The following is a 25,754-nucleotide window of genomic DNA, read 5'->3' on the forward strand; positions in this document are numbered from 1 at the left end:
CGTTGAACATTAGGGATGCTTTTATAATTTAAAGGTATGACAATTACAGTTGTCTGGGTAAATAAATGTTACTTTATCTGGAATTTATTACAATTTAAAACCTAGACTTTCACCCCTATAAATAGCATATCATCAGTTTGTTCATTGTTTCCCTGCCAGTTGATTAATTCATTTTCAATGGCCTCTTTTTGTTTCTCCAAAGGAAGTGCTACAATATCAGTCAGTAGTTTTTTCAAGCGCCCGTACATAAATTTTTTGTTGCTTTCGCCACCAAACTGATCTACTATTCCATCAGTAAACATATAAATTAGGTCATTCGGCTGAAGCTGAAGCTCATGCTGATTATAGTTTCTTTTAGTATCATAAAGCATTCCACCTACAGGATAATGATCTCCCTTCACCACATTAAGTTCACTTTTATGAATAAAGTATAATGGCCTTTTTGCGCCAGCATAAGATAGTTTTTTAGTATTCCTGTCGAACATGCAAAGTGCTATATCCATACCATCATCAACCTGTACATATACCTTGTTAGACTTGAGGCTATCAATTACATGATCATTAAGCTGCTCCAGTATTTTTGATGGGCTAAGTACATTTGACTCGTGAACGATCTGGTTGAGCAATGTATTTCCCAATACATTTAAGAAGGCCGCTGGTACACCATGGCCGGTACAGTCTACAGCGGCAATCAGAATTTTTTCGTCACGCTCTGCAAACCAATAAAAATCTCCACTTACCACGTCTCTGGCCCTGCTAAAGACAAAGGCCTCATTAAAGACATTTTTCAATTTCTCATCATCAGGAAGAATGGCTTGCTGGATATTTTTTGCACATAAGATGCTGTCCATAATGTTTTTATTCTTCTCCTTAATTTCATCGTTTTGAGTGCGCAGAAGCATATTTGTTTTTGACTTGTAGGCATTTTTGCGATACTGGAGTATAATAATGAAAATAATCAGGGCAATGATACCTCCCATCCAGTAGATCAGCATCTGGTTACCCTCCAGGCGCAAGTCTTTAAGCTCAGCTTCTTTGTTGAGCAGGCTGATCTGGTTTTCGCGTGTCTGTATTTGAAAATTATTTTCAACCTGTGCCAGTTTTCTGGCCTGGTCTTCATTAAAAATCTCTCTTTGAATGTCCGAATATTTTTCATAATACTGAAGTGAGCCCTTAAAGTCGCCAGTAGCCTTATATGCCTCCGAAAGCCCTTTGTAAGCATTGCCCATTATTTGCTTAGCGCCAATTTCCTCTGCCATGGAGAGTGCCATTGTATATTTTTCCTTAGCACGGTCATACTCCTTTTGGGCAACATTTAAGTTGCCAAATTTCTCCAGCAGTTCGGCTTTGTAGTACGGTTCTTCAATCTGGTTCATTAATGACATTGACCCTTCATAATATTTTTTAGCCGAGTCATAGTTTTGGCGCTTCATAAAGTTGTCCCCAATGTTGCTGAGGTCTGCATAAATTCCGCTAACATGATTTTCCTGCTTGTCAATTTTATAAGAAAGCCTGTAGTAGTACATGGCAGTATCTATCTCTCCGATTTCATCATAAGCCAGACCCATATTACTGTAAGTATTGGCAGCCCCTAAATGGTCACTTTTACTAAGTTTTATCTTTAATGATTTTTTGTAGTAGTCAATCGTTTCTTTAATGCGGCCAAGGTCGGTGAGTATAAGGCCCACATTATTGTAAATAATTGCCAACTGAACACTGTCTTGTGTTTGTTCATGTATTGAAAGCACCTGATAAAAATAGTCCAGGGTTTGTTCATAATTGCCTAATCCATAATGTACAATACCGATGTAATTTAGAATACCGGCTTGGCGTTGCAGGTCTTCAATTTCCTTTGACATTGACAATGCCATCTCGGCATATTCAAAGGTTTTTTCCAAATCTATAGAGCGGAATTTGCGTGCCAGTATACCCGCAGCATCTATTCTTACTGTATCGGAAACAGCATTTTCTGTTAAATTTTTTAGACTATCAATCTCTGAATTCTGAGAAAATAGCAAAAAACTGTAACCAAATAGTGTAAAAAACAGTAAAGCCTTTAATCGCATACGAATAGGTCAGGGTAAATTGGTTTGTAACTTCAGATTTATTCGTGTTAATTGCAATCGAATTTAATACAAAAACTTACATCAAGTAAGAAGAAAATTTAAAGTTATGATAGTCATATCGGTAGCGTAGATTAGGTTCCTTTAGAAGGTAGACCTAATCCCTTAGCAGTCTCATCTTTTAATTTATTAACTACCGATATAATGCGTATTAAATCTTTACTAAAGAATTTTATTAAAGCCGTAAAGGGCGAAGAAAAAGACTTTGTTAGTGGCAGTATTAACAAAGCAATATTTATGCTTTCCATTCCCATGATTCTGGAAATGGTCATGGAATCCCTATTTGCTGTTGTGGATATCTACTTCGTAGGTAAAGTAAGTGTTAATGCTGTAGCTACAGTAGCGCTTACAGAGTCTGTAATTATGATTGTGTATGCCATTGCCATTGGGCTTAGTATGGCGGCCACCGCTGTTGTAGCCAGAAGGATAGGTGAAAAACAGCCTGAAAAAGCTGCTACTGCCGGTATACAAGCCGTTTTTCTCACAATTGCTATATCTCTTATCTTCTCATTAGTGGGGATATTTTTTGCAAAAGATGTGCTTAGACTAATGGGTGGTGAGCCTGATTTGGTGGAAGAGGGCTATAAATACACTATGATCATGCTTGGTGGCAATGCTACTGTAATGCTCCTGTTTTTGATCAATGCCATATTCAGAGGGGCAGGAGATGCGTCTATAGCCATGCGAGTGTTATGGATAGCCAATGGCCTGAATATTTTACTGGATCCCATTTTTATTTTTGGTCTTGGCCCCATACCTGCATTTGGTGTTGAAGGGGCAGCGATAGCTACCAACATTGGAAGAGGGGTAGGTGTTATTATTCAGCTAGTTGCGTTATTTGGAACTACTTCCGTAATCAGGGTTACTGTCCAAAACCTGAAGATAAAATGGGATATTATCAAAAATATAGTCAAAATATCACTTGGCGGTATCGGGCAGTATATGATAGGAACTTTAAGCTGGCTGTTTTTAGTAAGAATAAGTGCTGTTTTTGGAAGTGAGGTCTTGGCAGGATATGCCATTGCTTTCAGAATTATTATGTTTACCATACTGCCATCATGGGGGTTGAGCAATGCCGCAGCTACTTTGGTAGGGCAGAACCTTGGAGCAGGTTTTCCTGATAGAGCAGAGCAGTCGGTTTGGAAATCAGCATTTTATAATATGATTTTCTTATTTGTTATATCGCTGGTTTTTGGTATTTGGGCGGAGTGGTTTGTAAGGCTCTTTGCCAATGAACCTGAAGTAGTAAAATATGGGGCACTTGCATTGAGGGTAATTTGCTGTGGCTATATATTCTTTGCTTATGGTATGGTTATCGGTCAGTCATTTAATGGTGCCGGGGATACTAAAACCCCAACAGTGATTAACTTCTTTTGCTTTTGGATGTTTGAGGTGCCGTTGGCATGGGTGCTTTCCAGAACTTTTGACTTGGGGCCGTTAGGTATATTTCTTGCCATTGCCATTGCATCATCGCTATTTGCGGTTGTAAGCATTGTGGTCTTCCGCAAAGGAAAATGGAAAACAGTTACGGTCTGATTTGAAACAAGAATTATTGCCCCTCAATCCATTGTCGGAAATGAGGGGCATTTTCTTTACTTACAATTACCTCTTCTTTAGTATTTGGTTCCAGTGTGAGCTGCAATTTCCCATTATCGGGTTTAAAGCTTTTAATGGCCTCAATATGAGCGATGTATTTTCTGTTGATTCTAAAAAATTGCTGATCAAGAAGCTCCTGCAATTCAGCAATGGTCTTATCTATTATATATTTCTCGCCATTACGATCTTTTAAAAAAACAATCTTATGTTCGGTAAAAAAGTAAGCAATCTGATGTGTAGAAACAGACACATATTCTATTCCCTTTTTAACCAAAAACCGGGATTTCGAAGGTTTTCCCTGATCAAATAACGTATTAAACTTATGCTGAATAAAATGTGTCTCCAGCTTTTTAACTTTCCCTAAGGCCATTTTCAACCTGTCTTCAACAATTGGTTTTAGCAGATAATCTATTGAGTTTAATTCCAGCGCTTTTATAATATAGTTATCATACGCGGTAGTGAATATTACAGGAAACTGAACATCTATGGTTTTGAAAATTTCAAAGGAAACATCATCAGCCAACTGAATATCAACAAAAGCCAGTTGAGGGTGGACGTTTAATTTTAAATAGTCAACCGTTTCTTCAACACCTTCCAATACTGCCTCAATCTTTATTGATGAATCAATAGATGATAACATTTGAGCCAATTTAGCTGCTGCTGTCTTTTCGTCTTCTATTATGATTACCCTCATACCTAGCCATTAAGTTCCAGCATAGGAAGTTGAATACAAAATGTGCTGTGGTCATCGCTGGTTTTTATGCCTTCGCCAACAATTATTTTAAATCGCTCTTCAAGGTTTTTCAACCCAATTTTAGACGAGTGTTGTAACGATTTTTTCTTTCTTATCTGGTTTGAAACATTTAGCCAATGGTCTTTTTTCTCAACGTTTACACGCATCGGGTAGCGTGAAGAGATCTCATTGTGCTTCACCACGTTCTCCAAAGCCATAAATATAGATATCGGAGGGATGAGGTAATTGGTGCTTATTTGGTTATCAATACTTAACTCTACTTTCAGGTCATCTCCATAGCGCAACTGTAGCAATTCCATGTACTTATTTAAGAAAATGAGCTCATCTTGCAGCAATACCAATCGGGCATCTTTATTACTCAAAATGTAGCGATAAACTTCTGCCAAACTCGAAGTAAAATTCTTGGCCTTAGTAGGATTTTCATCAATAAGGTATGAAAGGCTGTTCAGGGAGTTGAACATAAAATGTGGATCAATTTGATTTTTTAATGCTTCAAGCTGTGCCTTGACCCTTGATTTTTCCAAGCGCTCTGTTTCTATTATGTCAGTCTCACGTTGCTTAATCAAAAAAATAGTTTCATAGACATGGGTGATAAAAATGACGCATATCACACACACAATAGCAGTTATCTGTACAACACTCCAATTAATAGGTGATCCTATAAAAGAGTACCACGCACAGAGCATTGCCACTACTAAAGGAGCGGTGTAGAATATATTGGCACCTAGCAGGAGCACAATTTTCTGAGCAGGGTTAATAAACCAATTGTATTTGCTTTCCAATTTGAAGAGTATCCATCGGTTGCCCTGCCAGATGAGGAAGGATATGAGCATAAAGTAGGCATAGGCTCCTAAAAGAAACAGCGTAGACCGATTTTCATTTGATACCAGCCCTGTGGCATTCGGAATGATGAAACCAAAAAACTGAACGCCTATGATGCGCACCAGTTTATCATTGATTTTAATTTGTTGGCTCATCTTGTTAAGTCAAATATTTTTCCGGTTAAGCTGCCAATTCAGTCGGTTCGGTACTTATTTTCATTTTCGTATTGATAAAAATACTAAATTCAGATGGTTGAATGTCAAATATTATACATTCAAATCAATTGAAGAGATTATGGCAAGAGTTGTATTTTTTGAGATAGATACTATAAATCCAGAGACTACTATACAGTTTTTCAAGGGTGTATTTGACTGGAAATTCTCTCAATATAATAAACAGAACTATTGGCTAATGCGAACTGGTGATGATGAACTTCCAGGAATTAATGGAGCAGTGAGAAAGAAAGGAGATAATGAGATTACAAATATTATAGAGGTAGATTCTTTGGTTTCCATAGTTCATAAAATAGAACAAAATGGAGGCAGGATTTTAGAAATAAAGGAAAATGATGACCTAGGGAAGATGGTCTTTTTTGAAGCTCCTGATAGCATAAAGATGGCTGCAATAGAATTTTATAAATCATGATAAATATGAAAACACTACTACTCACTTTATTAATGGCGACAGGTACCTTGCTTTCTCAAGCGCAAGATGAACAAGGAAACCCACCGGATGAAATCGTAAAATATTATTTTATTGAACTCATCACTAACCCTGATAAGCCAGAGCTTCCGAAAGCACAGGTGGACAGCATCCAGCGGGAGCATATGAAAAACATCAATCAGATGGTGGTTGATAAACAACTCATGCTGGCTGGTCCATTTGAAAATGGTGGAGGCATATTCATCGTGAATGTTAAAACGCTTGAAGAAGCAGAAGCACTGGCCGCCCGTGACCCAGCAGTAAAGTCTGGCCGCCTGCTCACAAAGGTGCGTCCCTGGTACACCACCAAAGGTTCCTTTGGCATCGAATTCAAAAAAGATAACTAATCAACTTAACCTAATATGAAACAATTAAAGATAAATCATGCCGCTGTTTGGGTCTCAGTCATTGTAGCGCAATTAGTCCGCCCTTTGTGGTATGATTATGTTTTTTTCGGTATCCGCTGGATGGAACTTAATGAGTTTGTTGAAGAGGACTTTACCAGCTTTAGCTTACCTATTGGTCTTGTAGTAGCGCTTGTATCAGGCGTGGCTGGCGCTTATGGGCTTGCATGGCTTTATACCAAGCTCAATGTCAATTCTGCTGTAGAGGGCATGAAATATGCCTTTATAATTTGGCTGTGCTTCAGGTTTCTGGAAGTTACAACTCAAAATTATTTCTCATTAAGACCCTTTGAGCTGACCATTCTTGATGAGACTGCCGTGCTTATGCAATATCAAATCTTTGGTGCCATCATTGGCGGGTGGAGAAAATATAAAAGTGAATAACCAAAACCTATAACTTAAATACTATAACTATGGAATCAATTAACTGGCTGGCTATTGTTGTAGCCACACTGCTCACCTTTGTACTTGGCGCAATCTGGTATGGCCCTCTTTTCGGGAAAAGATGGATGGCCGAAAATGGTTTTACAGAAGAAGAACTCAAGAATGCCAACATGGCAAAAATCTACGGGACTGCTTTTGTTCTTGAATTTATTATGACAGTTAACCTGGCGTTCTTTCTAAATGGTTTAAGTGTTCAAGAAGGCTTGATGTATGGCTTTGCTACTGGTTTTGGATGGGTGGCCATGGCCATTGGTGTCAACTATCTGTTTGCAAGAAAATCTATGATGCTATGGTTTATAGATGGCTTCTACTTTGTAGTAAGCTTTTTGATTATGGGTGCAATTCTTACTGCCTGGACCTAACTCAAAAATGAAGTTAAATGCATGGCCGGCAGAAATACCGGCCTTTTTTATCCTCTTTGAATAAGGAAAATGATATACCAGGCATAGGCCACAAGAAAGAAAAACCCTTCCCACCTGCTGATTACAGGCCTTTTTCCAATTACTACAGCAAGAATAAGTGCTGTACTGGCTGAAATAATCATGAAAATATCAGAGTTGGATATGGCATCATAAGGAATATCCTTAATTGTAGCACTCAGCCCCAGAATCCATAATAGGTTGAATATATTAGAACCTACAACATTACCAACAGCAATGTCCGTATCTTTTTTAAAGGCTGCAACCGCTGAGGTGACCAATTCAGGCAATGATGTTCCTACTGCAATAATTGTTAAACCTATAAACCTTTCACTCATTCCAAATGACTGCGCCATTTTAATGGCACCACCAACTACCCATTCCCCACCGAAATACAGCCCAACAATACCAATAACTATAAGAAGTATGGATTTGCCCATGGGCATCTCCTTATATTCTGCATCGCTAAATTCTGACTTCTTTTGCTTGGATACGATGTATACATACCCCATGAAAAGAAAGAAAAAGAATAATAACATAATACCGTCAGTTCGACTAATGGCTAATTCTGTGGATTTATGGAAAAGTGAAGCATTAGCCAGGAAACCAACTAGCAGAGTAGCTGTTAATGAAAAGGGCACCTCAATAAAGTATGTGTTTTTAGTGATAGGTAGTGGATTGATTAAAGCTGATATACCCAGAATTAAAAGGATGTTGGCTATGTTACTTCCCAATACGTTACCAACCCCGATGTCAGGGTTGTCATTGTAACTGGCAATAAGGTTAACTAAGAGCTCAGGCAATGACGTGCCGAAAGAAACAATTGTTAAACCAATGATAATACTACTGATATTGAATTTTTTACCGATTGATGTAGCACCCTCGACCATCAAATCGGCTCCTTTAATTAGAAAAACAAAACCAACTATAAAAAGTATGTATATTAACATTCGTATTATTTCGTGACTTCTAAAATAGAATTTTTTTAAAGTAGTTTAATACTTTATTAACTTTTTTTGAATGTTGCCCTAACATAAATTACCTGCGTAATATTACGTAGAAATTAACTTCAACAAATATTCAAACATAAGCTCTAAGTAACCCCTTTTTATGGAAATATTTAATTCTTATACGATAGTCATCATAGCCTCAATGATTGTTATTGTATCCTACCTGTTCAATATCATATCTTCAAAAACCGGTGTGCCAAGCGTTTTACTGCTTATTGGTTTGGGAATGATATTCAGGGGTGTAGCCGGCTACATGGACATATCGTTTGGCACTTATCTTTTTGACGCACTTGAAATACTGGGCATAGTTGGGCTAATAATGATTGTGCTTGAAGCTGCATTGGATCTGGAGTTGAACAGAAGCAAATGGCCTGTAATTTCAAAATCTTTTTTGGTGGCTTTTGCAAGCTTGATTATTTCTTCTTTTGTAATAGCGCTAATTATTCAATACCTCATTGTTGCTGAATTCATGGTTGCCCTGGTCTATGCCATACCACTGTCCATCATTAGCAGCGCTATTATTATCCCTTCTATTGGTGAATTATCTAAGGATAAAAGGGAATTTATGATTTATGAAAGCACCTTCTCCGACATACTGGGTATAATGTATTTTTATTTCCTTTTAGGCAATCTTGATAATGAAAATGTAGGGGATGTGGTTTGGGATATTGCTTCCAATATTGTTATGACAATAGTTTTATCAGTTGTTATTAGCTATGCTTTGGTACTTATATTTCAAAGACTCAAAACACAGGTTAAACTGTTTTTATTGGTTGCGGTTTTGTTGCTGCTTTATTCAATCGGTAAGATTTTTCATCTGTCCTCTTTATTGATCATATTGATATTTGGGCTTGTTATCAATAACTATAAAGTTTTTTTTAGAGGTAAGCTGGCCAAGCTGATCAACTTGAGTGCATTGCACAGTATTTTGGGTAATTTTCATTTAGTGACAATGGAATCTGCCTTCGTTATACGCACTTTCTTCTTTGTTATTTTTGGTTTGTCGATAGATTTAAGCTCACTACTGGACACTTGGGCGCTATTGGTCAGCATTATTATAGTAATATCACTTTTTGGGGTGCGTGCCTTGTTCTTAAAATTGGTGGTGAAAGAAAATCTGAATCCTCAACTATTTATGGCACCAAGGGGGCTCATAACCATACTGCTGTTCTTTTCAATACCCACACACCTACAGTTAGAGACTTTTAGTTCAGCAATTTTGCTTTATACTATTCTGATTACAAGCTCTGCTATGGCCATTGCCTTAATCGCCTCTGGTAAACATTTGGAGCCTGTAGAAGCCGTGCAGCTGGAGTACTGGCAAGAACTGGATAAGGAAATTGATGAAATTCCAAAACAAGAAAAGCATAAGACATTTGAAGAAAAAGTTATTGATCAAATGACCAATGAGGAGGACGAAAAGGCTTAGGATTTTTCGGCAATATCATTCATAATGTTGACGGCATGAACCCTGGAGTTTTCAATAAACCATTTATTGGTTTTTAAACCACCACAAACTACTCCGGCCAAATATGCTCCCGGCACATTGCTTTCATTTGTTGTTTCGCTGTAAACAGGGGTTCTAAACTCATCATCTTGAAAATCAATACCGATAGACTCCATCATTGAGAAATTTGGCTCGTAGCCAGTCATGGCCAGCACAAAGTCATTTTCTAGCTCAATAATACCTTCAGGGGTGTTTACGGTCACCTTATGTTCTTCAATATTAGTAATCTGGCTATTGAAATAAGCTTTGATGGAACCTTCCTTAATTCTGTTTTCAATGTCCGGTCGCACCCAATATTTTACTGATTCAAGTATTGCCGGCTCACGAACCACCATTGTTACATCAGCCCCTTTTCTATAAGTTTCCAGCGCTACATCTACAGCCGAGTTGGCTGCTCCAACAACTATTATTTTCTGTCTGAAATAAGGGTGGGGCTCATCATAGTAATGTCTTACTTTTGGCAATTCCTCACCAGGCACATTCATCATATAAGGGTAGTCGTAAAAGCCAGTAGACAAGACAATTGACTTTGCCTGATAGTTACTCTTACTGCTAAAAATAGAGAAATGCTCACCCTCTTTTTTAACTGTCTCTACTTTCTCGTAAAGCTTAACTTCTAACTGCTGGCTAGAGGCCACTCTTCTGTAGTATTCCAATGCCTCAAACCTGTTGGGTTTGCTGCCATGTGATATAAAAGGAACTTCGCCTATCTCAAGTTTATCGGAGGTGGAGAAAAAAGTCATGTTAAGCGGATAGTTATAGATAGAATTCACTAAACAGCCCTTATCAATGATAAGATAAGTCAGTCCTTTCTTTTTAGCTTCTATTCCACACGCCAGTCCTATTGGCCCGGCACCTATAATTAGCACATCTAGCATATCACTCTTTTACAGTTCGAAATTATATATACAAGTATAGTTTAAAAAGGTTCAGAGATATGACAAAAAGGATGATTGTTAATATTTCTGGTCTATTTTTTTATATAATGCTATCTTTAAAGAGTGAGTCAATTTAGAAAAGCAAAATTTAAAGAACTGGAAACCATAGTTGATTTCCAGATTCTGATGGCCAGCGAAACAGAGGATATGAAGCTGGATAAGGAAACACTGATATCTGGAGTAGAAGCCGTATTTGAAGACCCTGGAAAAGGCACTTATTATGTGGCTACCGAAGAAGAAGTGGTTATTGCCTGCCTATTGATAACCCCAGAGTGGAGTGAGTGGAGGAATGGCACAGTTTGGTGGATTCAGTCTGTGTATGTGGTTAAAGAGCACCGTGGCAAAGGGATTTTCAAAGCATTGTACAATTATATCAAAGCCATGGTAGAAGGAGATGAAACATTAAAGGGTATAAGATTGTATGTAGAGAAAGAAAATACCAAAGCCCAAGCTGTCTATGAAAAATTAGGGATGACGGCAGAACATTATAAACTTTACGAATGGTTAAAATGAGAGTATTACTATCAATTCTGTTATTATCAGTATTTGTAAATGCAAGGTCACAAGACTTTGAAGTAGACAAATTTGAAACTACAGCGGGTCTTCTTGAGATCACCTTTATCGGGCATGGATCTTTCATGATGAAGGTCAACGACAAAATCATCCATGTAGACCCGTCAACAAGAGAGGCAAATTATGACGAGCTACCAGATGCTGATTTGGTACTGATTACCCATCATCATGGTGATCACTGTGATGCCAAGGCTGTGGAAGCAATTAAAAAGGAGGAGACCAAAATTATAACAACTCAACTTGCCGTTGATCAATTGGGTTATGGTGATGTGCTGGCTTCTGACGGAAGTACAGAGGCTATAGGGCTGAAAATCTCATCTATTCCTGCCTACAATCTGGTGCACAAGAGGGATAATGGTGAACCATTTCATGCCAAGGGCACTTGCAATAGCTACATTGTTACCATTGGTGATAAAAAAATATTTATTGGAGGAGATACAGAAAATACCCCTGAAATGAAAGCTTTGAAAGACATTGACATGGCTTTCCTGCCTATGAACCTGCCTTATACCATGACCCCCAAAATGGTTGCCGATGCAGCTAAAGCATTTAAACCAAAAATATTGTACCCCTATCATTATGGCAAAACTGACACTAAAATTATCGCAGAGTTGATGAAAGACGTGGAGGATGTGGAGACCAGAATAAGAAAGATGCCGTAGAATAAAATTGTTAATTTCACGTTACGAGGTAAATTTTGAACAATGCGATTTCACTTACTTGTCTCCTGACTGACAGGTGATCATCGAAAAACCAAACACTACATATATGAAACACTGTCTAATCATTTGTTTATTGGCTTTTAGTTCGTCAGCATTTGCCCAGATTGAGGGCACGGAATTTCCAGATATGGAAACAGTTACCGTAGAAGGTGAAGAGGTTAACATTCCAGCTGATGTAACGGACAAATATACTTTAGTTGGCCTGGCTTACTCTAAAAAGGCAGAGGATGATTTGAACACCTGGTTCAGCCCTATTTACAATAAGTTTATTAAGAAATCTACTGGTGTCTTTGCCTCATTCACTTATGATATCAATGTATATTTTGTACCCATGTTTACAGGAATAAAGGCAGCGGCTGAAGGCCCGGCAAGGCGAAAAGCAGCTGAGAAGTTAGACCCACTTTTGATACCAAATATTTTGTTTTACAAAGGCCAACTTAAGCCTTATAAAGAGGCGCTGGAATTTGATAAAAAGGATGTGCCATATTTCTTTCTAATCGATAAAGAAGGTAAAATAGCTTTTGCCACTTTGGGAGAATATACAGATGATAAGATGGAAGCCATAGAAGAGTTTCTTGATAGTCTATAAACGCAGTTAGTTTATTATTTTGAGGGTTCGAAACTATAGTTTTGAACCCTTTTTTTATCTCAATTCACTGCAACTAATCGTCACATTTTACTTCTTGTCGGTTATTTATACACCTCACCCATTTGCCCGTTCACCTTTTCTCCTGTGGTTAGATTTATATGCACCAAAACTAACTAGCAATGAGAAGAAGAAGTGTGAAATGTCTATTATTTGGTTGGCTACTTTTAACGTCATTATTAACATCAGCTCAAAACAAGAATCAAAAACAGGGCTGTGAGGATAACTGCTTTAGCACAGAAATTTTGTCAGTGGAAGAGCTGGCTTCAGGGTGCTTGAGTTATACCCTCAAGGTGAATGCAGATGGTTCATGTGCTCATGCCTTGTCCCATTATTCTGTAGCCATACCTGGTTGTGCCCAGGTGTCTTCAGTGTCAAATTCTGAAGGATGGAAAATTGAATATGGAACGGATCCTACGTCTGGAATATCCGGATTTAAAGTGGATGATATCAGCGGATTTGGTGAAAACCGAAATGCGGGCAACTTTACCGTTACATTTACCATTTGCGAAAATGGCTGTGATGAAGCGCTTAGCTGTTGGGCACCACAGGTAGCTTATAAAGTGGCCACATGTGTTTTCTATGAAGATACTGAGGTTACATGTGTGAAACTTGATGCGGGTTTAAATATCGTTGATGCCACATGTGCAGATGATGCTAATGGAAGCATAGGGGTATCAATTATAGAAGGAACGGAGCCCATCACTTACGCATGGTCAAACGGGACAACAAACCAGACCATTGAAAATGCAATGGCAGGTGTTTACACAGTTACCATCACTGATGCTACAGGTGAAACCATGGAACTATCAGGTGAGGTAAAAGCTCCTGCCCCTATCAACATAAGTACAAACATTACTGATGCATCATGCCAGGGGCAATCAGATGGAGCAGTAATAACCACGGTGGAAGGTGGTGTTACGCCATACACTTACTCATGGTCTAACGGTGCTACAACTGAAAACCTTGAAGGTGTTAGTGGGGGATACTATGTCTTGACAGTTACCGATGCTAATGGCTGTGAGGCTAAAGCAACAGCAATTGTAGAAAACACAGTTTTCATAGATATAAATGGAATTATTACAAATTCAGGATGTAGTGTTAACAATGGTGCTGTAGATGTAACCGTTGAAGGTGGAGTGGCACCATATACCTTTTTATGGAGTAATGGCTCAGATTCAGAAGATTTAAGTGGGTTAGCAGCAGGGTCATACAGGTTGACTACAACAGATGCAAATGGCTGTTTAAGCTCAAGAACGTTTATTTTAAGAGAGAACAACCCTATTTCCCTATCGGCAACCATGCAGCAAACTGCTTGTGTTGAGAATAATAGCGGAGCCATAGACCTTACCATTAATGGTGGTGAAGAACCATACTCATACTCCTGGTTGAGTGGTGAAACTACAGAAGATATTGGTAACCTTGCAGCCGGCAGATTTACTGTTAATGTAACTGATGCCAGTGGGTGTTCAGCGACATTAAGTGTAGATGTAACAGCTGCCACTTTCCAGGCCAATAGCATTGTAAGTCAAATTTCTTGTAATGGTGCAAATGATGGAGAAATAGAACTTATGACGACCGGAGGTACAGCACCTTTTACTTTCGAGTGGTCTAATGGAGAAAATACTGATAAGATAACAGGACTCCCCCCAGGTCAGTATTCGGTGTTAATAACTGATGCTGCCGGATGTACCAAAAGTTTGGCCTATTACTTACCAGACGCAACACCAATTTCTGCCACATATAACGTATCTAATCCAAACTGTTTGACAGATGGTTTTGAAGTGGCAGTCAGTGTATCTGGAGGAAAAGCTCCATACACCTATAATTGGTCAGATGGAAGTAGTCTGCAAAACTTGAGCGCAGCTATTGAAGGAACTTATTCATTAGTGATTACAGATATTAATGGATGCACCAACGCCTTAGATGTGACTGTTGATTTTGCTTCGGCCAATTGTGAAGATCCGGGTGACGGAGGAGATAATCCAGATGACGGAGGAGATAATCCGGATGATGGAGGTGACAATCCAGACGATGGTGGAGATAACCCGGATGATGGCGGAGACAACCCAGACGATGGTGGAGATAACCCGGATGACGGAGGAGATAACCCAGACGATGGAGGAGATAACCCAGATGACGGAGGAGATGATTCAGATGATGGAGGAGACGATTCGGACGATGGTGATGATGGTTCAGATGATGACGATTGCTACAACCCATTCTCTTCAGAGATTTCATTAGTCGAGGTTAATGGAAGCTGCTATACTTATCAGGCCGTGGTTACTTATGATGGACAACATGTTCGTGGGCTGTCTCACTTGTCTGTAGGTATAGATTGTGGAACGATTGATGAAGTCTCTAACTCAGAAAATTGGAAAATCGAATATGGCAAGGATCCTACTACTGGTACAGAAGGCTTTAAAATTGATGATATCAATGGCTTTGGAGAAGGCCAACTGGAGCAGTATTTCGAATATTCCTTTACCGTTTGTTCAGACAACGATCAGTGTATGGACAGACTGGCCACTGCTGATTTTGAAGTGTCATATAAATATGGCCAGTGTGTAAGTTACGAACTGGTAGACGGTGAAGCTGATATGTCAGGAGAAATGACGATGAATGCATATCCAAACCCATTTACAGAAACAGCCACTTTGGAATTTTATACACCGGTTTCATCAAAGTTGAAAGCCGAGTTATACAATAGAAATGGCATCAAGGTTAAAGACCTTTACAACGGTCAGCTTAGAGCTAACGAGTCGATTAAATTAAGCATAGATGGCTACAATTTGCCAGCAGATATTTATAGCTATAAAGTGACGACAGATTATGGTGTCAAATATGGAAAAATAGTATTAACCAACTAATTCAATACAGCAGTTAACTAAAGCAATGCAGCAATGAAAGAGGCACCTGGTATTTACTGGGTGCTTTTTTTATCAGTTCATTTCTATTCAACTTAGGTATTCATTAAAATTGGTGACAATGGTATTTATGTCATTGGGTTTGTGAAATTTTATTCAGACCGGGTGCATTTCAAATTCTCGCTTAATGATTTTAACATGTCTTGCATTCAAAGAAGCCTCACCCCTCAAAAAACTGAGCTTGCGCACAGTTTGAATGCCCTCTCCAACTTGGAGAGGGAACATTTATGGAGCCAACACGATAGCTGAAGATGGGTGAGGCTTCTGCAAAACATAGGCTTTTACTGTAAAAATCCCGATTATCAGCCCTATGAAGACAGTATAAACCAAACTGTCTATAGGCAAATGCGTTGGAGGTCTATTAAAGTATCCTTAATGGCCACAAGGATGCGACAATTTGAAATGCACCCTTCAGACCAAAGAAAATGAATATAAAATCTAAATTATTTCGCCCGGTTGATAACAGCCCGTTAATCCTGTTCAGGATGATTTTTGGCCTTTTACTTTTTCTTGAAGCTTGGGGAGCTATTGCAACTGGTTGGGTCAAGAAGGTCTTTATTGACCCTTCAATTACTTTTCCATTTATGGACTTTTGGTGGCTACAGCCATTGCCAGGATATGGCATGTATGCCTATTATTTGGTTATGGGTGTTGCTGGTATTATGGTCATGCTGGGTTTTAAGTATAGGTGGGCAATGGGCTTTTATGCACTTATGTGGACGGGGGTATATTTTATGCAGAAGTCTAGCTATAACAACCACTATTACTTGTTGATGATTCTCAATTATTTAATGTGGTTAATGCCGGCAAATGAATATTATTCTTTAGATGCAAAGAATAACCCTCAAATAAGAAGTACTACTTGTCCTCAATGGTGCCATTGGGTGTTTATTGCTACTATGTCAATTGTTTATATTTATGCATCTGTAGCCAAAGCCTATCCTGATTGGTTGGCTGCTAAGCCCATAGGTATATGGTTTACTAGTAAAACTGATTATTGGATCGTAGGGCCATTGCTAGGCAAGGAATGGTTTCAATATTTTATTTCCTGGTCTGGGGTTGTAGTTGATGCGCTATTTGGTCTTGGTTTGATCTGGAAAAGAACAAGAAAATATGCCTTTATAGGAACCATCTTTTTTCATTTGTTCAATTCAGCGGTATTCCATATTGGTATTTTTCCGTTTTTAGGCATTGCATTAGGCGTGTTTTATTTTGACCCTGAAGTTGTTCGCAGGATATTTTTCAAGAAAAAGCCTATTCTCGATCAGCTGACACTTGAATCAAACAAATATGGCATAAGTAACTTAAAGGTTTTTTTAATGGCCCTGTTTCTTAGTATCCATATACTGCTGCCCCTCAGGCATTGGTTGTTTAAAGGAAATGTAAACTGGACAGAAGAAGGGCACCGTTTGTCGTGGAGAATGATGCTTAGGGTAAAAACCGGCACGGTAAGTTTTAACATAATTGATAATAACACAAACAAAAAGTGGGTAGTTAAACCAAGTGAATATATAACCTATAAACAGGCCTCAAGAGTAGCCACACGACCAGATATGTTATGGCAGTTTATTCAAATACTCAAAAAAGACCTTGCCAAAAAAGGGCACTCAAATGTTTCTATTTATGCCAATAGCAGGGTCAGTCTGAATGGAAGTAAATACAAACCTTTATATGATCCTCATTATGATTTAGCAAAAGCTGATTGGCATCTTTTCAAACATTCCGAATGGTTAATGCCGTTTGAAGACGATTAGCATGATAAAAATATACGTGTAAGGAATTCTAAGTATCGCCCTCACATCATTGGTTAAATATTTCTCCAGGCATCTGTTATTGATTACTTCAACCTCTCAGCAAATACTTTTTTTACCTTGTCAACCTTGGGTTTTACCACAAAGGCACAATAGGGCTGGCTTCCATTGTCGTTATAATAGTTCTGGTGATTATCTTCGGCTACATAGAATTCTGATGCAGGACTAATTTCCGTTACTACCGGATTGCCAAAAGCATTTTCTTCATTTAACCTGGCTTTGTATTCTGTTGCCTGTTTTTTCTGTTCTTCATCAAGATAAAAAATAACAGACCTGTATTGAGTTCCTGTATCTGCTCCTTGCCGGTTTAGGGTGGTTGGGTCATGGGTTTTCCAGAAAATCTCTAGCATATCTTTAAAACTAACTACAGCCGGGTCATAAGTCATTCTTACTACCTCTGCATGCCCTGTTAGTCCGCTGCAAACCTCTCTATAGGTCGGGTTTTTTGTCTTCCCACCCATATAGCCAGACTCTATTTTTTCTACTCCTTTGATCTGCTGGAATACAGCTTCAACACACCAGAAACAACCTGCTCCAAATACTACCTCTTTCATTGACCTTATTATTTTGTTTGAATAACTGACATGATGGTTAGAATGTTTCGTTTTCTACATCTAAAAAGCAAAGTTGTCAGCTTTTGGACATGTTATCCATATTGGGTATTTCAATGATAAATTCAGCACCCTTACTGTTTTCTGATTTCAGCTGAATTTTTCCACTAAGTTTTTGAACGGTTTCTTTAACAATGTACAGTCCTAACCCTGTGCCTAGGGAACTTGCGTTGGCCCTGTAGAACATATCAAAAAGTTTATCATGATGTTTTTTGGGTATTCCCGGGCCATAATCTCTAACTGTAAGCAGAATTCTTTCTTTATTGATATCGGCTATAATGTCCAGTTGATTGTCTTTTTCTTTAGGACTACCATATTTTAAAGCATTGCTGATCAAATTTCTGACTATCATTTTTAGACGCGTGTTGTCAGAATAAAAATCAGCGGTGGTAGAGATTTCAATATTTGGCGAAATCTTGCCCTCTACCATGGCATACTTTAAATCTTCGAAACAGCTATCAATAACACTTGCTATATCAATTTTAGCAGCTTGAATTTCAATTCTGGCATTTCTGGAGTAATCAATGATGTCTTTAATAAATTGATCAAGTCGCGAAATAGAAATTTCCATCATTTCAAAATACTTCTGCCGGTTTTGGTCATCCTTTTCTACCTTGGCGATATTGATTAATCCAAGTATTGATGCCAATGGAGCTTTAAGGTCATGGCTGGCACTATAGACAAAACGGTCTAGCTCCTGATTGACTTTGGTCAGCATCACATTTTGATCTTTGAGGATAGTTTGTGCTTCTATCCGATCAGTAATATCTGCTGTAAATATTGTTACGCCCGCAACTTTATCATTTTGTATTATTGGATACAGATTAATCTCAAAGGTCTTTATTCTACCATTAACATTAAAGCTATCTTGATAGGTAGCCCCATTACCTTCTAATACTGTGTCATACCTTATTTTCCACTGACCCTTCAAGTTTTGAACGGGTATTTGTTCCAACATGCTCACACCCAATTTCAGTTCGGTGCCATAAAATGCTTTCCAGCTTTCCTGAAATTTGATATTAAAATCAATAAGCTGATATTGATTATCCACGAACCAGATAGAGTTATTATTGTTATCGAGGATAGCCCTTAAATTGCTCTCTTTCTCACTTAGATAATTTGTTCTGATTGTAACCTGTTCTTCTAGCTCTTCATTCTTTTGTTTTATTAGCTCCTGTTTTTCATGCTCTTTTTGAAGCAGCTCCTGATAGACAGAATAGATACGAACGCCAAGGCCAAAAGAAAGAATAATGACGCTTAGTCCGTATCCAAAATGGATGGAATACTGTACCAAAAAGCTATATGGCACCAGCCGGAACATGTTAAGAATGAAAAGAACAATAAAAACCCCAAAGACTACATTAGCGCCCAGAAAATACCCTGCCTGTGGGGCTTTATTTAGCACACCCCTTACCCCACCGATAATCACTAGAGTTAGTTGAATTAGCCCTGCATAGCTTAAAAAATCAAAGATGATTTGCTCTCTTAATAAAAGAAGTATTAGCCCTGCAAAACCTGTGAAGAGCATAAATCCGGCAACAGTCCAATAAAATTTAACAGACCATTTATGTACATCTAAAAATTTGAGCATAAACATTAGCCCCAGCACATGGGTAATGGTGGCTGTTGCTGCATCCAGATAGCCGTCTTTCCAGACAACCAGAAAATGTAAAAACTCAGGAGTATAGCCATCAGCCGCACCAGTAAATATCGCAATGAACAAAACATACAATCCATAATACCCAAAAACAGTAAAACGGGTGGTGACAAGCATCAAGAGATTGTAGACCAACAAAATAATCATTGACCCATAAAAAAAGCCCAAATAGGCCCTCTGCCTGTAAACCATATTGAAGAATTCCGTCTGTTTTACAAGATGGCAAACCAATGTCATTTTATTTTTCGAATGCATCTTAAAATAGATGGTGGTCTCCATTTCTGGGTGGATCACTATCTGGAAGCAATTCTTATTGCCTTGAATCTGCTTATCACTTTGTTTTGTAGAGGTGCCAGATAGGAAGTGGTCCATGGTGCCATTGTACTCAACAAACATTTCCAGACCATAGATGGAAGGATCGGTAAAACTGAAAACAAAGATTTTGGAGTAGGTTAGAGTACTCTTAAGTTTAAGCTTCAGCCATATTACATCTTGCGTTAGGCCATACCTTTGAGGTTCATTACTAAGTCTTTCAAATTTGGCACCAGGCAGGGTTTTTATTTGATTAATAGTTGCCTTTCCGGTATTGTCTCTGTACTCCGAAAAAAAGCCATTGATATATGGCCCATCAGTATCATCACTAATAACTAGTTCTGATTGTGCAGATGCCAAATTATAGCAGCATAGTACCAATAATATACTATAGACAATACCTTTCATTAATGTTTAATCGCCAAATGAAATACCTATGGCTTTAGCAGCCTTTACCATATAACTATCTGTTTTTATAAGGTTATAATCACTAATCGCATCCTGTAGAGTCACACTTGTTATTTCATTGTTCCTATAGGAAGCCATGCGGCCAAATTCTTTGTCAAGCACCATTTCAAATGCTTTCACTCCAAACAATGTGGCCAATATCCTGTCAAAGGCTATAGGAGTGCCACCTCTTTGTGTGTGACCCAGCACAGTCTCACGGATATCAGCCTTACAACCAGCTGCCTTTAACTGTGCGGATAAGGCAAAGGCAACACCACGCAACCGCTGATGCTCGTAACCCACCTCATCGCTAATGACGGAAGTTACAGCCCCGTCTTTAGCTTTAGCGCCTTCAGCCACCACTATGTTTACAAACCCTTTACCTTTTACATATCTGCTGTTAATGTGATCAACTACCTTCCTGATGTCATATGGAATTTCTGGAATAAGACACACTTCCGCTCCCCCGGCCATTGCCGTATGTAAGGCTATCCAGCCGGCATCACGACCCATTACTTCCATAATCATTACTCTATGGTGACTCTCAGCAGTAGTCACCAACTTATCGAAACTATCTGTGGCTATTTGCACCGCTGTTCTAAAGCCAAATGTGAAATCTGTAGAGGACACATCATTGTCTATGGTTTTAGGAACACCCACAATGTTCAGCCCCTTCTCAAACAATTTTTGGGAAATGCGCTGTGAGCCGTCACCTCCAATATTGATTACTGCTTCAACACCTATAGATTTAATTTTTTCTATGAGTTCGTCAGACCTATCAGAAGTAGTCCATGAGCCATCAGGCTGCTCTACTGCAAAATCCAAAGGATTGCCTTTGTTAGTAGTTTTTAAAATAGTGCCACCTTTAACGTGAATGCCAGCGGTGGTCTTGTTGTTCAGTTTCATCAATTGCATCGGCTCCTTCAGCACACCATTAAACGCTTCTATGCTTCCAATTACCGACCAGCCCTTTTCTGTTTTGGCACGTTTGACTATGCCTCTGATTACAGCATTTAAACCCGGGCAGTCGCCACCACCTGTCAGCACAAGCACTTTCCTTTTTGTATTCATATATCTTTAGTAATGTACTCTTCAATTTAACTATTATTTGGTAAGTTTAACACATCATCAGGCCTATGTTATTTTTTAGAAGACACTTCGCATTACTCTTTTTACTGTTTATATCCACTAATCTATTTAGCCAGGATGTGCAGGAGATCCCAAAATTATGGGAGCGGGTCACGGATTTAACCAATACGCTTTCCACTTCAGAGAAGTCAAGAATTGAAAGTGAACTGGCTAATTTGGAGCAAACCAAGGGAAGCCAAATTGTAGTTTTGATTGTATCGACAACACAACCAGAACCTATTGAAGATTATTCTATTAGAGTAGTTGAAAAAAATGAGATTGGCAGAAAGGATGTTGATGATGGTGTTCTGTTGTTAATAGCAAAGGATGATAGAAAATTAAGAATAGAAGTTGGTTATGGCCTTGAAGGTGCGGTTACTGATGCCAAGTCAAGACAAATAATAGAAGAATATATAACGCCAGCTTTTAAGCAAGGTGATTTTGGTGGAGGGATTAGCGATGGTGTGCTGGCCATAGCCCAGCTTATAGCAGGGGAAGAGCTGCCTGAACCAACGTATAATGATAACAGTTCTGGTGATGGCATAGACGGGTGGTTTATTTTCGTTTTTATAGCGGCAATGATAGTTTCAGCCACAACGAAGAAAAAATTGGGGAATGCTAAAAGCAAAGGGATAGGTTCAATCGTTGCGTTTGTTGGCGGTGTGCTTATTTTTGGCTTGATTGGAGGAATAGGGTTGGTCTTCTTTTATCTAATATTTTCTTCAATAGGAGGAGGCCGAGGAGGCGGTGGATATTATGGAGGCGGCTTCGGTGGAGGCAGTAGCGGTGGCAGTTTTGGAGGTGGAGGCTTTAGTGGCGGGGGTGGAAGCTTTGGCGGAGGTGGTGCCTCTGGCAGTTGGTAAAAATTTAGGTTAAAACATGGCAATATTTCAATTTACCGAAAGTGAAAAAGCATTGATCAAAAATGCTGTTAGTGAGGCAGAAAAAGCCACCTCTGGGGAGATTGTGCCTTATTTTGTTAACGCTAGTGATAAATATGAGGAGACCAATTTAAGGGCAGCACTTTATTTTGCTTTGGTCGCCCTTGGCTTGGCAGGTGTTCTTTCCTACTCATGGAGTTTGCCATTTGTGATAACACCATTGGAAGTTGTCATTTTTACCATTGCATTAAGCGCCATAGGCTATTTGATGTCAAGGTTTGTTGACCCGGTGAGAAAATGGCTAACACCCACAGAAACAATGCTGGAAAGGGTTGAACAGAGGGCTTTGACCGCATTTTTGACGGAAGAGATTTTTAATACCAAAAATAGAACCGGCATCATCATTCTTGTAAGCCATTTTGAGCATATGGTGGAGGTGTTGGGTGATAGCGGAATTAATGCCAAGGTAGATCAAAATGACTGGCAACATGTGGTGGATGTTATTCTTACAGGGATAAAATCAGGAAACCCAGCAGAAGGAATAGCCGATGGCATAAAAAAATGTGGTGAGCTGTTGGTGGCTGCCGGAGTCGATAAACCGGCCGACAATCCAAATGAACTTTCAGACGACATACGACTAGGTTGAAGAAAATCCTTATTTACGGAGCCAATGGTTACACTGGCAGGCTAATTCTTGAAGAGGCCTTTTCAAGGAATTTATCGATAACTATAGCCGGAAGAAACGAATTAGAAATACTCAAACTTTCAGAGGAATACAATGTGGCGTGTGAAGTATTTGCCCTGGATGAGCGTGAAAAAATGCTTCGTGTTTTGAACTCCCATGATGTGGTCATTCACTGTGCAGGGCCATTTATGTACACCGCCATGCCTATGGTTAAGGCTTGTTTGGAAACAAGCACCCATTATCTCGACATTACAGGTGAGTACCAAATCTTTGAACAGATTCATGATCTGGATGAGGCTGCTAAAACAGCGAATGTTATGCTAATGCCCGGAGCGGGCTTTGATGTGGTTCCTTCTGATTGTCTTGCCGCAAAATTGAAAGAGCAAATGCCAGATGCCACAGACTTAAAGTTGGCTTTCACGAGTGTTGGTGGTGGCTTATCAAGAGGGACATCCAAAACCATGGTTGAAGGCTCACATGAGGGGCAACAATATAGAAGGGGAGGAAAGCTTGAGACAAAGTCCCTGGGCACCTCTTTCCGAGAGATTGACTTTGGCGCTATGAAGCAGCTATCAGTAGGTATTTCCTGGGGCGATATAGCCACGGCTTATTTCAGTACAGGTATACCCAATATTGAAGTTTTTACAGGAAGCTCTGCAAAGCAGATCATCCAGCTAAAATGGATGGGAAGGCTTAGCTTTTTGCTAAAAATGCGCTGGGTCAAGAATTTTCTCAAAAAACAGGTTGACAAAAAGAGACCTGGCCCATCAGCTGAAAAAAGAGGGGCAGGAAAGATGTATTTATGGGGTCAAGCTTCCAATGGACAGACAGCAGTTGAATCCAGATTAACCACTCCAAATGGTTATACTTTAACAGCTAAAACAGCAGTGCTTATAGCCTCAAAAATCGTTAATGATGATTATAAGGCGGGCTACCAAACGCCTGCTATGGCCTATGGTTCCGGTTTGATTTTGGAAATTAACGGTACTGAGTTCAGTTAATTCTCACCGGCAAACTTATCCTTTATATAAGTGATCTCCGTTTTGCCATGTTTCATTGGCTGACCTTGCTCATCTAGTGCTACAAATACAATCTTATCAACAGCCAATATTGTTTTTCTGGTCAACTTATTCCGCACCTCACATTTCAGGGTGATGGAGGAATTGCCAAAGTGAATGGCCTCCATACCCAACTCAATAATATCACCTTGCTTGGCAGAACTTACAAAATTGATCTCCGAAATGTATTTGGTAACACAGCGCTGCGTGTCTAGCTGGATGATGGCATAAATAGCGGCCTCTTCATCTATCCATTTTAAAAGGCTGCCACCAAATAATGTTTGATTTGGGTTTAGGTCTTCGGGCTTTACCCATTTACGTGTGTGGAAATTCATGGTCTTAATTTAGTTTAAACAATATTTAATCCCACAAATCTTTTGAATTCTTGGAGATCTCCTCTTCGTTGTTTGTAAGTGGGATGCATAAGGTTCACGTTTTGAACGTCTTTCATACTATTTTAACTTTAACCAACCCTTCATTTTTTCTGTCCATTTAGAAGTTTTGTGTTTCTCGTTATCATCACCAGAAATATCATTACCGATTAACATGGCAATAGGCTTCAATTGATCAAACTCTTCGCATATGACTTTGAGCATAGCTGCAAACGGAAGAAATAATACCATACCTGCTACCCCCCACACTGAAGCCCCAATCAATAAACTTAAAATGGCCACCAAAGCATTTACATTTAGACTACTGCCTACAATCTTTGGGTTTAGAAAGTTGCTTTCAATAGTCTGAATTACCCAAAACAAGATCATTACAGCTACTGGTACCCATAACGAATCTGAGGACATAAAAGCGTACAGCACCGGAATAGTGGCACCAATAGTAGTACCAATAAAAGGCACAATAGATAAAATAGCAGCTAGAAATCCGAAGAGAAACGGGCTGTCAATGCCAATAATCCATAATCCTATACTATTGGCAAAACCCAATATTATAATCAAGAGAAACATGCCCGAAAGGTATTTTTTACCGACACTCTGTATGTTTTTGAGCATCCTGAATATTGTGAGTTTGTTTTGGTTATCTCCAAAGGCAACAAAGGCTTTGGTCAATCCTTCTCTGTAAATAAGTAATAAAAAGGTAAAGATGATGGTGGTAACCAGGCCGGTAAAAAATGACGCTGTGCTGCTAAAGGTGTTTTGTATCAATGACCCCGATGATGCCTTAACCCATTCCTTCCCTTGTTCTACCAGCTCCTCCCTGTTTAAGTCTTCTATAAAATTGATATTTCCATTGATGAAGACTATAGCATCTGACAATGTATTCATGATTTTGCCGGTAAAATCATTCAACTGATCAGAGAGGCTCACTATCTCTGCTGAAAACAGTGTTATGCCTCCAATAATAATAAGGAAAGAGATCAGCAAGGAAAGGAATGCAGCGAGTAATTTATTTAAGCCCCAGCTTTCCAATTTTTTAACAACGGGGAGCAGAATAAATGAAATGAGCAAAGCCATACTTAAGGGTATGAGTATTGATTTGGCAAACACCATTACGGCAATGAGGCCAAACATGAACGCTAATATAAAAAACAACTTTTGGAAGGATAGTTTCATAGTTTGTCAAAT

The 25,754-nt window shown here is 39.0% G+C and carries 24 protein-coding genes; 14 read left to right on the forward strand and 10 right to left on the reverse strand.

Going from position 1 to position 25,754, the window contains the following annotated elements:
* Positions 1-101: 101 nt before the first annotated feature.
* Positions 102-2,066 carry a tetratricopeptide repeat protein gene (locus RIB54_RS11735; protein ID WP_350101081.1) on the reverse strand — a complete coding sequence of 655 codons (1,965 nt, stop codon included), beginning with the start codon at positions 2,064-2,066 and terminating at the stop codon, positions 102-104.
* Between the two features lie 201 nt (positions 2,067-2,267).
* On the opposite strand from RIB54_RS11735, the gene RIB54_RS11740 reads away from it, so the two are divergent.
* Complete coding sequence (locus RIB54_RS11740; RefSeq protein WP_350101082.1) at positions 2,268-3,659, forward strand: MATE family efflux transporter; 1,392 nt, start codon at positions 2,268-2,270, stop codon at positions 3,657-3,659.
* A 13-nt stretch (positions 3,660-3,672) separates the two neighbouring features.
* Here the strand turns inward: RIB54_RS11740 and RIB54_RS11745 are convergent, their stop codons facing one another.
* Both RIB54_RS11745 and RIB54_RS11750 read right to left on the reverse strand, forming a co-directional pair.
* Positions 3,673-4,413: a LytR/AlgR family response regulator transcription factor gene (locus RIB54_RS11745; RefSeq protein ID WP_350101083.1), complete on the reverse strand. Its 741-nt coding sequence runs from the start codon at positions 4,411-4,413 to the stop codon at positions 3,673-3,675.
* Between the two features lie 2 nt (positions 4,414-4,415).
* Positions 4,416-5,450: a sensor histidine kinase gene (locus RIB54_RS11750; protein WP_350101084.1), complete on the reverse strand. Its 1,035-nt coding sequence runs from the start codon at positions 5,448-5,450 to the stop codon at positions 4,416-4,418.
* Between the two features lie 139 nt (positions 5,451-5,589).
* Here RIB54_RS11750 and RIB54_RS11755 point away from each other — a divergent pair, with 139 nt between their 5' ends.
* From RIB54_RS11755 to RIB54_RS11770, 4 genes are read left to right on the forward strand one after another with little or no spacing between them, the layout of a single operon-like run.
* Complete coding sequence (locus tag RIB54_RS11755) at positions 5,590-5,940, forward strand: VOC family protein (protein WP_350101086.1); 351 nt, start codon at positions 5,590-5,592, stop codon at positions 5,938-5,940.
* A 5-nt stretch (positions 5,941-5,945) separates the two neighbouring features.
* Positions 5,946-6,344: a YciI family protein gene (locus RIB54_RS11760; RefSeq protein ID WP_350063976.1), complete on the forward strand. Its 399-nt coding sequence runs from the start codon at positions 5,946-5,948 to the stop codon at positions 6,342-6,344.
* A gap of 15 nt (positions 6,345-6,359) precedes the next feature.
* The gene (locus RIB54_RS11765; protein ID WP_350101088.1) at positions 6,360-6,785 is read left to right on the forward strand and encodes a DUF1761 domain-containing protein; all 426 of its coding nucleotides are present in this window, start codon (positions 6,360-6,362) and stop codon (positions 6,783-6,785) included.
* Between the two features lie 29 nt (positions 6,786-6,814).
* Entirely contained in the window at positions 6,815-7,207 is a 393-nt protein-coding gene (locus RIB54_RS11770) for a DUF1761 domain-containing protein (protein WP_350101090.1), read from the forward strand.
* A 47-nt stretch (positions 7,208-7,254) separates the two neighbouring features.
* Here RIB54_RS11770 and RIB54_RS11775 read toward each other — a convergent pair whose 3' ends face one another.
* On the reverse strand, positions 7,255-8,214 hold the full coding sequence (locus RIB54_RS11775; protein ID WP_350101091.1) for a calcium/sodium antiporter: 960 nt from the start codon (positions 8,212-8,214) through the stop codon (positions 7,255-7,257).
* Positions 8,215-8,374: 160 nt separating this feature from the next.
* Between RIB54_RS11775 and RIB54_RS11780 the strand changes: the two genes are divergently transcribed.
* Entirely contained in the window at positions 8,375-9,703 is a 1,329-nt protein-coding gene (locus RIB54_RS11780) for a cation:proton antiporter domain-containing protein (RefSeq protein ID WP_350101092.1), read from the forward strand.
* Here RIB54_RS11780 and RIB54_RS11785 read toward each other — a convergent pair.
* Positions 9,700-10,659 (reverse strand): YpdA family putative bacillithiol disulfide reductase, encoded by a 960-nt coding sequence (locus RIB54_RS11785; protein ID WP_350101093.1) that lies wholly within the window; start codon positions 10,657-10,659, stop codon positions 9,700-9,702. The two genes, RIB54_RS11780 and RIB54_RS11785, sit on opposite strands and share 4 nt — an antisense overlap.
* A gap of 123 nt (positions 10,660-10,782) precedes the next feature.
* Here RIB54_RS11785 and RIB54_RS11790 point away from each other — a divergent pair, with 123 nt between their 5' ends.
* From RIB54_RS11790 to RIB54_RS11810, 5 genes are all read left to right on the forward strand, one after another.
* Positions 10,783-11,232 (forward strand): GNAT family N-acetyltransferase, encoded by a 450-nt coding sequence (locus RIB54_RS11790; RefSeq protein WP_350063988.1) that lies wholly within the window; start codon positions 10,783-10,785, stop codon positions 11,230-11,232.
* Positions 11,229-11,954 carry an MBL fold metallo-hydrolase gene (locus RIB54_RS11795; protein WP_350101094.1) on the forward strand — a complete coding sequence of 242 codons (726 nt, stop codon included), beginning with the start codon at positions 11,229-11,231 and terminating at the stop codon, positions 11,952-11,954. The genes RIB54_RS11790 and RIB54_RS11795 overlap by 4 nt, the downstream gene beginning before the upstream one ends.
* Positions 11,955-12,060: 106 nt before the next feature.
* The gene (locus RIB54_RS11800) at positions 12,061-12,603 is read left to right on the forward strand and encodes a TlpA family protein disulfide reductase (RefSeq protein ID WP_350063991.1); all 543 of its coding nucleotides are present in this window, start codon (positions 12,061-12,063) and stop codon (positions 12,601-12,603) included.
* A gap of 179 nt (positions 12,604-12,782) precedes the next feature.
* Positions 12,783-15,530 (forward strand): T9SS type A sorting domain-containing protein, encoded by a 2,748-nt coding sequence (locus RIB54_RS11805; RefSeq protein WP_350101095.1) that lies wholly within the window; start codon positions 12,783-12,785, stop codon positions 15,528-15,530.
* 482 nt (positions 15,531-16,012) lie between these two features.
* Positions 16,013-17,341, forward strand: a complete 1,329-nt coding sequence (locus tag RIB54_RS11810) for an HTTM domain-containing protein (protein ID WP_350101096.1) — start codon at positions 16,013-16,015, stop codon at positions 17,339-17,341.
* An 83-nt stretch (positions 17,342-17,424) separates the two neighbouring features.
* On the opposite strand, the gene msrA is transcribed toward RIB54_RS11810, so the two are convergent.
* The 3 genes from msrA to RIB54_RS11825 form a co-directional block, all read right to left on the reverse strand.
* Positions 17,425-17,952, reverse strand: a complete 528-nt coding sequence (gene msrA, locus RIB54_RS11815) for a peptide-methionine (S)-S-oxide reductase MsrA (RefSeq protein WP_350101097.1) — start codon at positions 17,950-17,952, stop codon at positions 17,425-17,427.
* A gap of 76 nt (positions 17,953-18,028) precedes the next feature.
* Positions 18,029-20,386 (reverse strand): 7TM diverse intracellular signaling domain-containing protein, encoded by a 2,358-nt coding sequence (locus RIB54_RS11820; RefSeq protein WP_350101098.1) that lies wholly within the window; start codon positions 20,384-20,386, stop codon positions 18,029-18,031.
* A gap of 6 nt (positions 20,387-20,392) precedes the next feature.
* On the reverse strand, positions 20,393-21,496 hold the full coding sequence (locus RIB54_RS11825; RefSeq protein ID WP_350068225.1) for a 6-phosphofructokinase: 1,104 nt from the start codon (positions 21,494-21,496) through the stop codon (positions 20,393-20,395).
* A gap of 65 nt (positions 21,497-21,561) precedes the next feature.
* Between RIB54_RS11825 and RIB54_RS11830 the strand changes: the two genes are divergently transcribed.
* Genes RIB54_RS11830 through RIB54_RS11840 form a run of 3 tightly spaced genes read left to right on the forward strand, consistent with a single transcriptional unit; the run spans position 21,562 to position 24,120 of the window.
* Positions 21,562-22,416 carry a TPM domain-containing protein gene (locus RIB54_RS11830; protein ID WP_350101099.1) on the forward strand — a complete coding sequence of 285 codons (855 nt, stop codon included), beginning with the start codon at positions 21,562-21,564 and terminating at the stop codon, positions 22,414-22,416.
* Positions 22,417-22,432: 16 nt separating this feature from the next.
* Positions 22,433-23,080 carry a TPM domain-containing protein gene (locus RIB54_RS11835; RefSeq protein ID WP_350101100.1) on the forward strand — a complete coding sequence of 216 codons (648 nt, stop codon included), beginning with the start codon at positions 22,433-22,435 and terminating at the stop codon, positions 23,078-23,080.
* Positions 23,077-24,120 (forward strand): saccharopine dehydrogenase family protein, encoded by a 1,044-nt coding sequence (locus RIB54_RS11840; RefSeq protein WP_350068230.1) that lies wholly within the window; start codon positions 23,077-23,079, stop codon positions 24,118-24,120. Before RIB54_RS11835 ends, RIB54_RS11840 begins: the two co-directional genes overlap by 4 nt.
* Here RIB54_RS11840 and RIB54_RS11845 read toward each other — a convergent pair.
* Both RIB54_RS11845 and RIB54_RS11850 read right to left on the reverse strand, forming a co-directional pair.
* A complete protein-coding gene (locus RIB54_RS11845; RefSeq protein WP_350068232.1) occupies positions 24,117-24,512 on the reverse strand; it encodes an acyl-CoA thioesterase in 396 nt (131 codons plus the stop codon). The two genes, RIB54_RS11840 and RIB54_RS11845, sit on opposite strands and share 4 nt — an antisense overlap.
* Positions 24,513-24,629: 117 nt before the next feature.
* Positions 24,630-25,742, reverse strand: coding sequence for an AI-2E family transporter (locus RIB54_RS11850; protein WP_350101101.1), 1,113 nt, complete (start codon positions 25,740-25,742; stop codon positions 24,630-24,632).
* Positions 25,743-25,754 lie beyond the last annotated feature (12 nt).

Origin of the sequence: Fulvivirga sp., from assembly GCF_040218215.1 — a bacterium.
GTDB lineage: Bacteria > Bacteroidota > Bacteroidia > Cytophagales > Cyclobacteriaceae > Fulvivirga.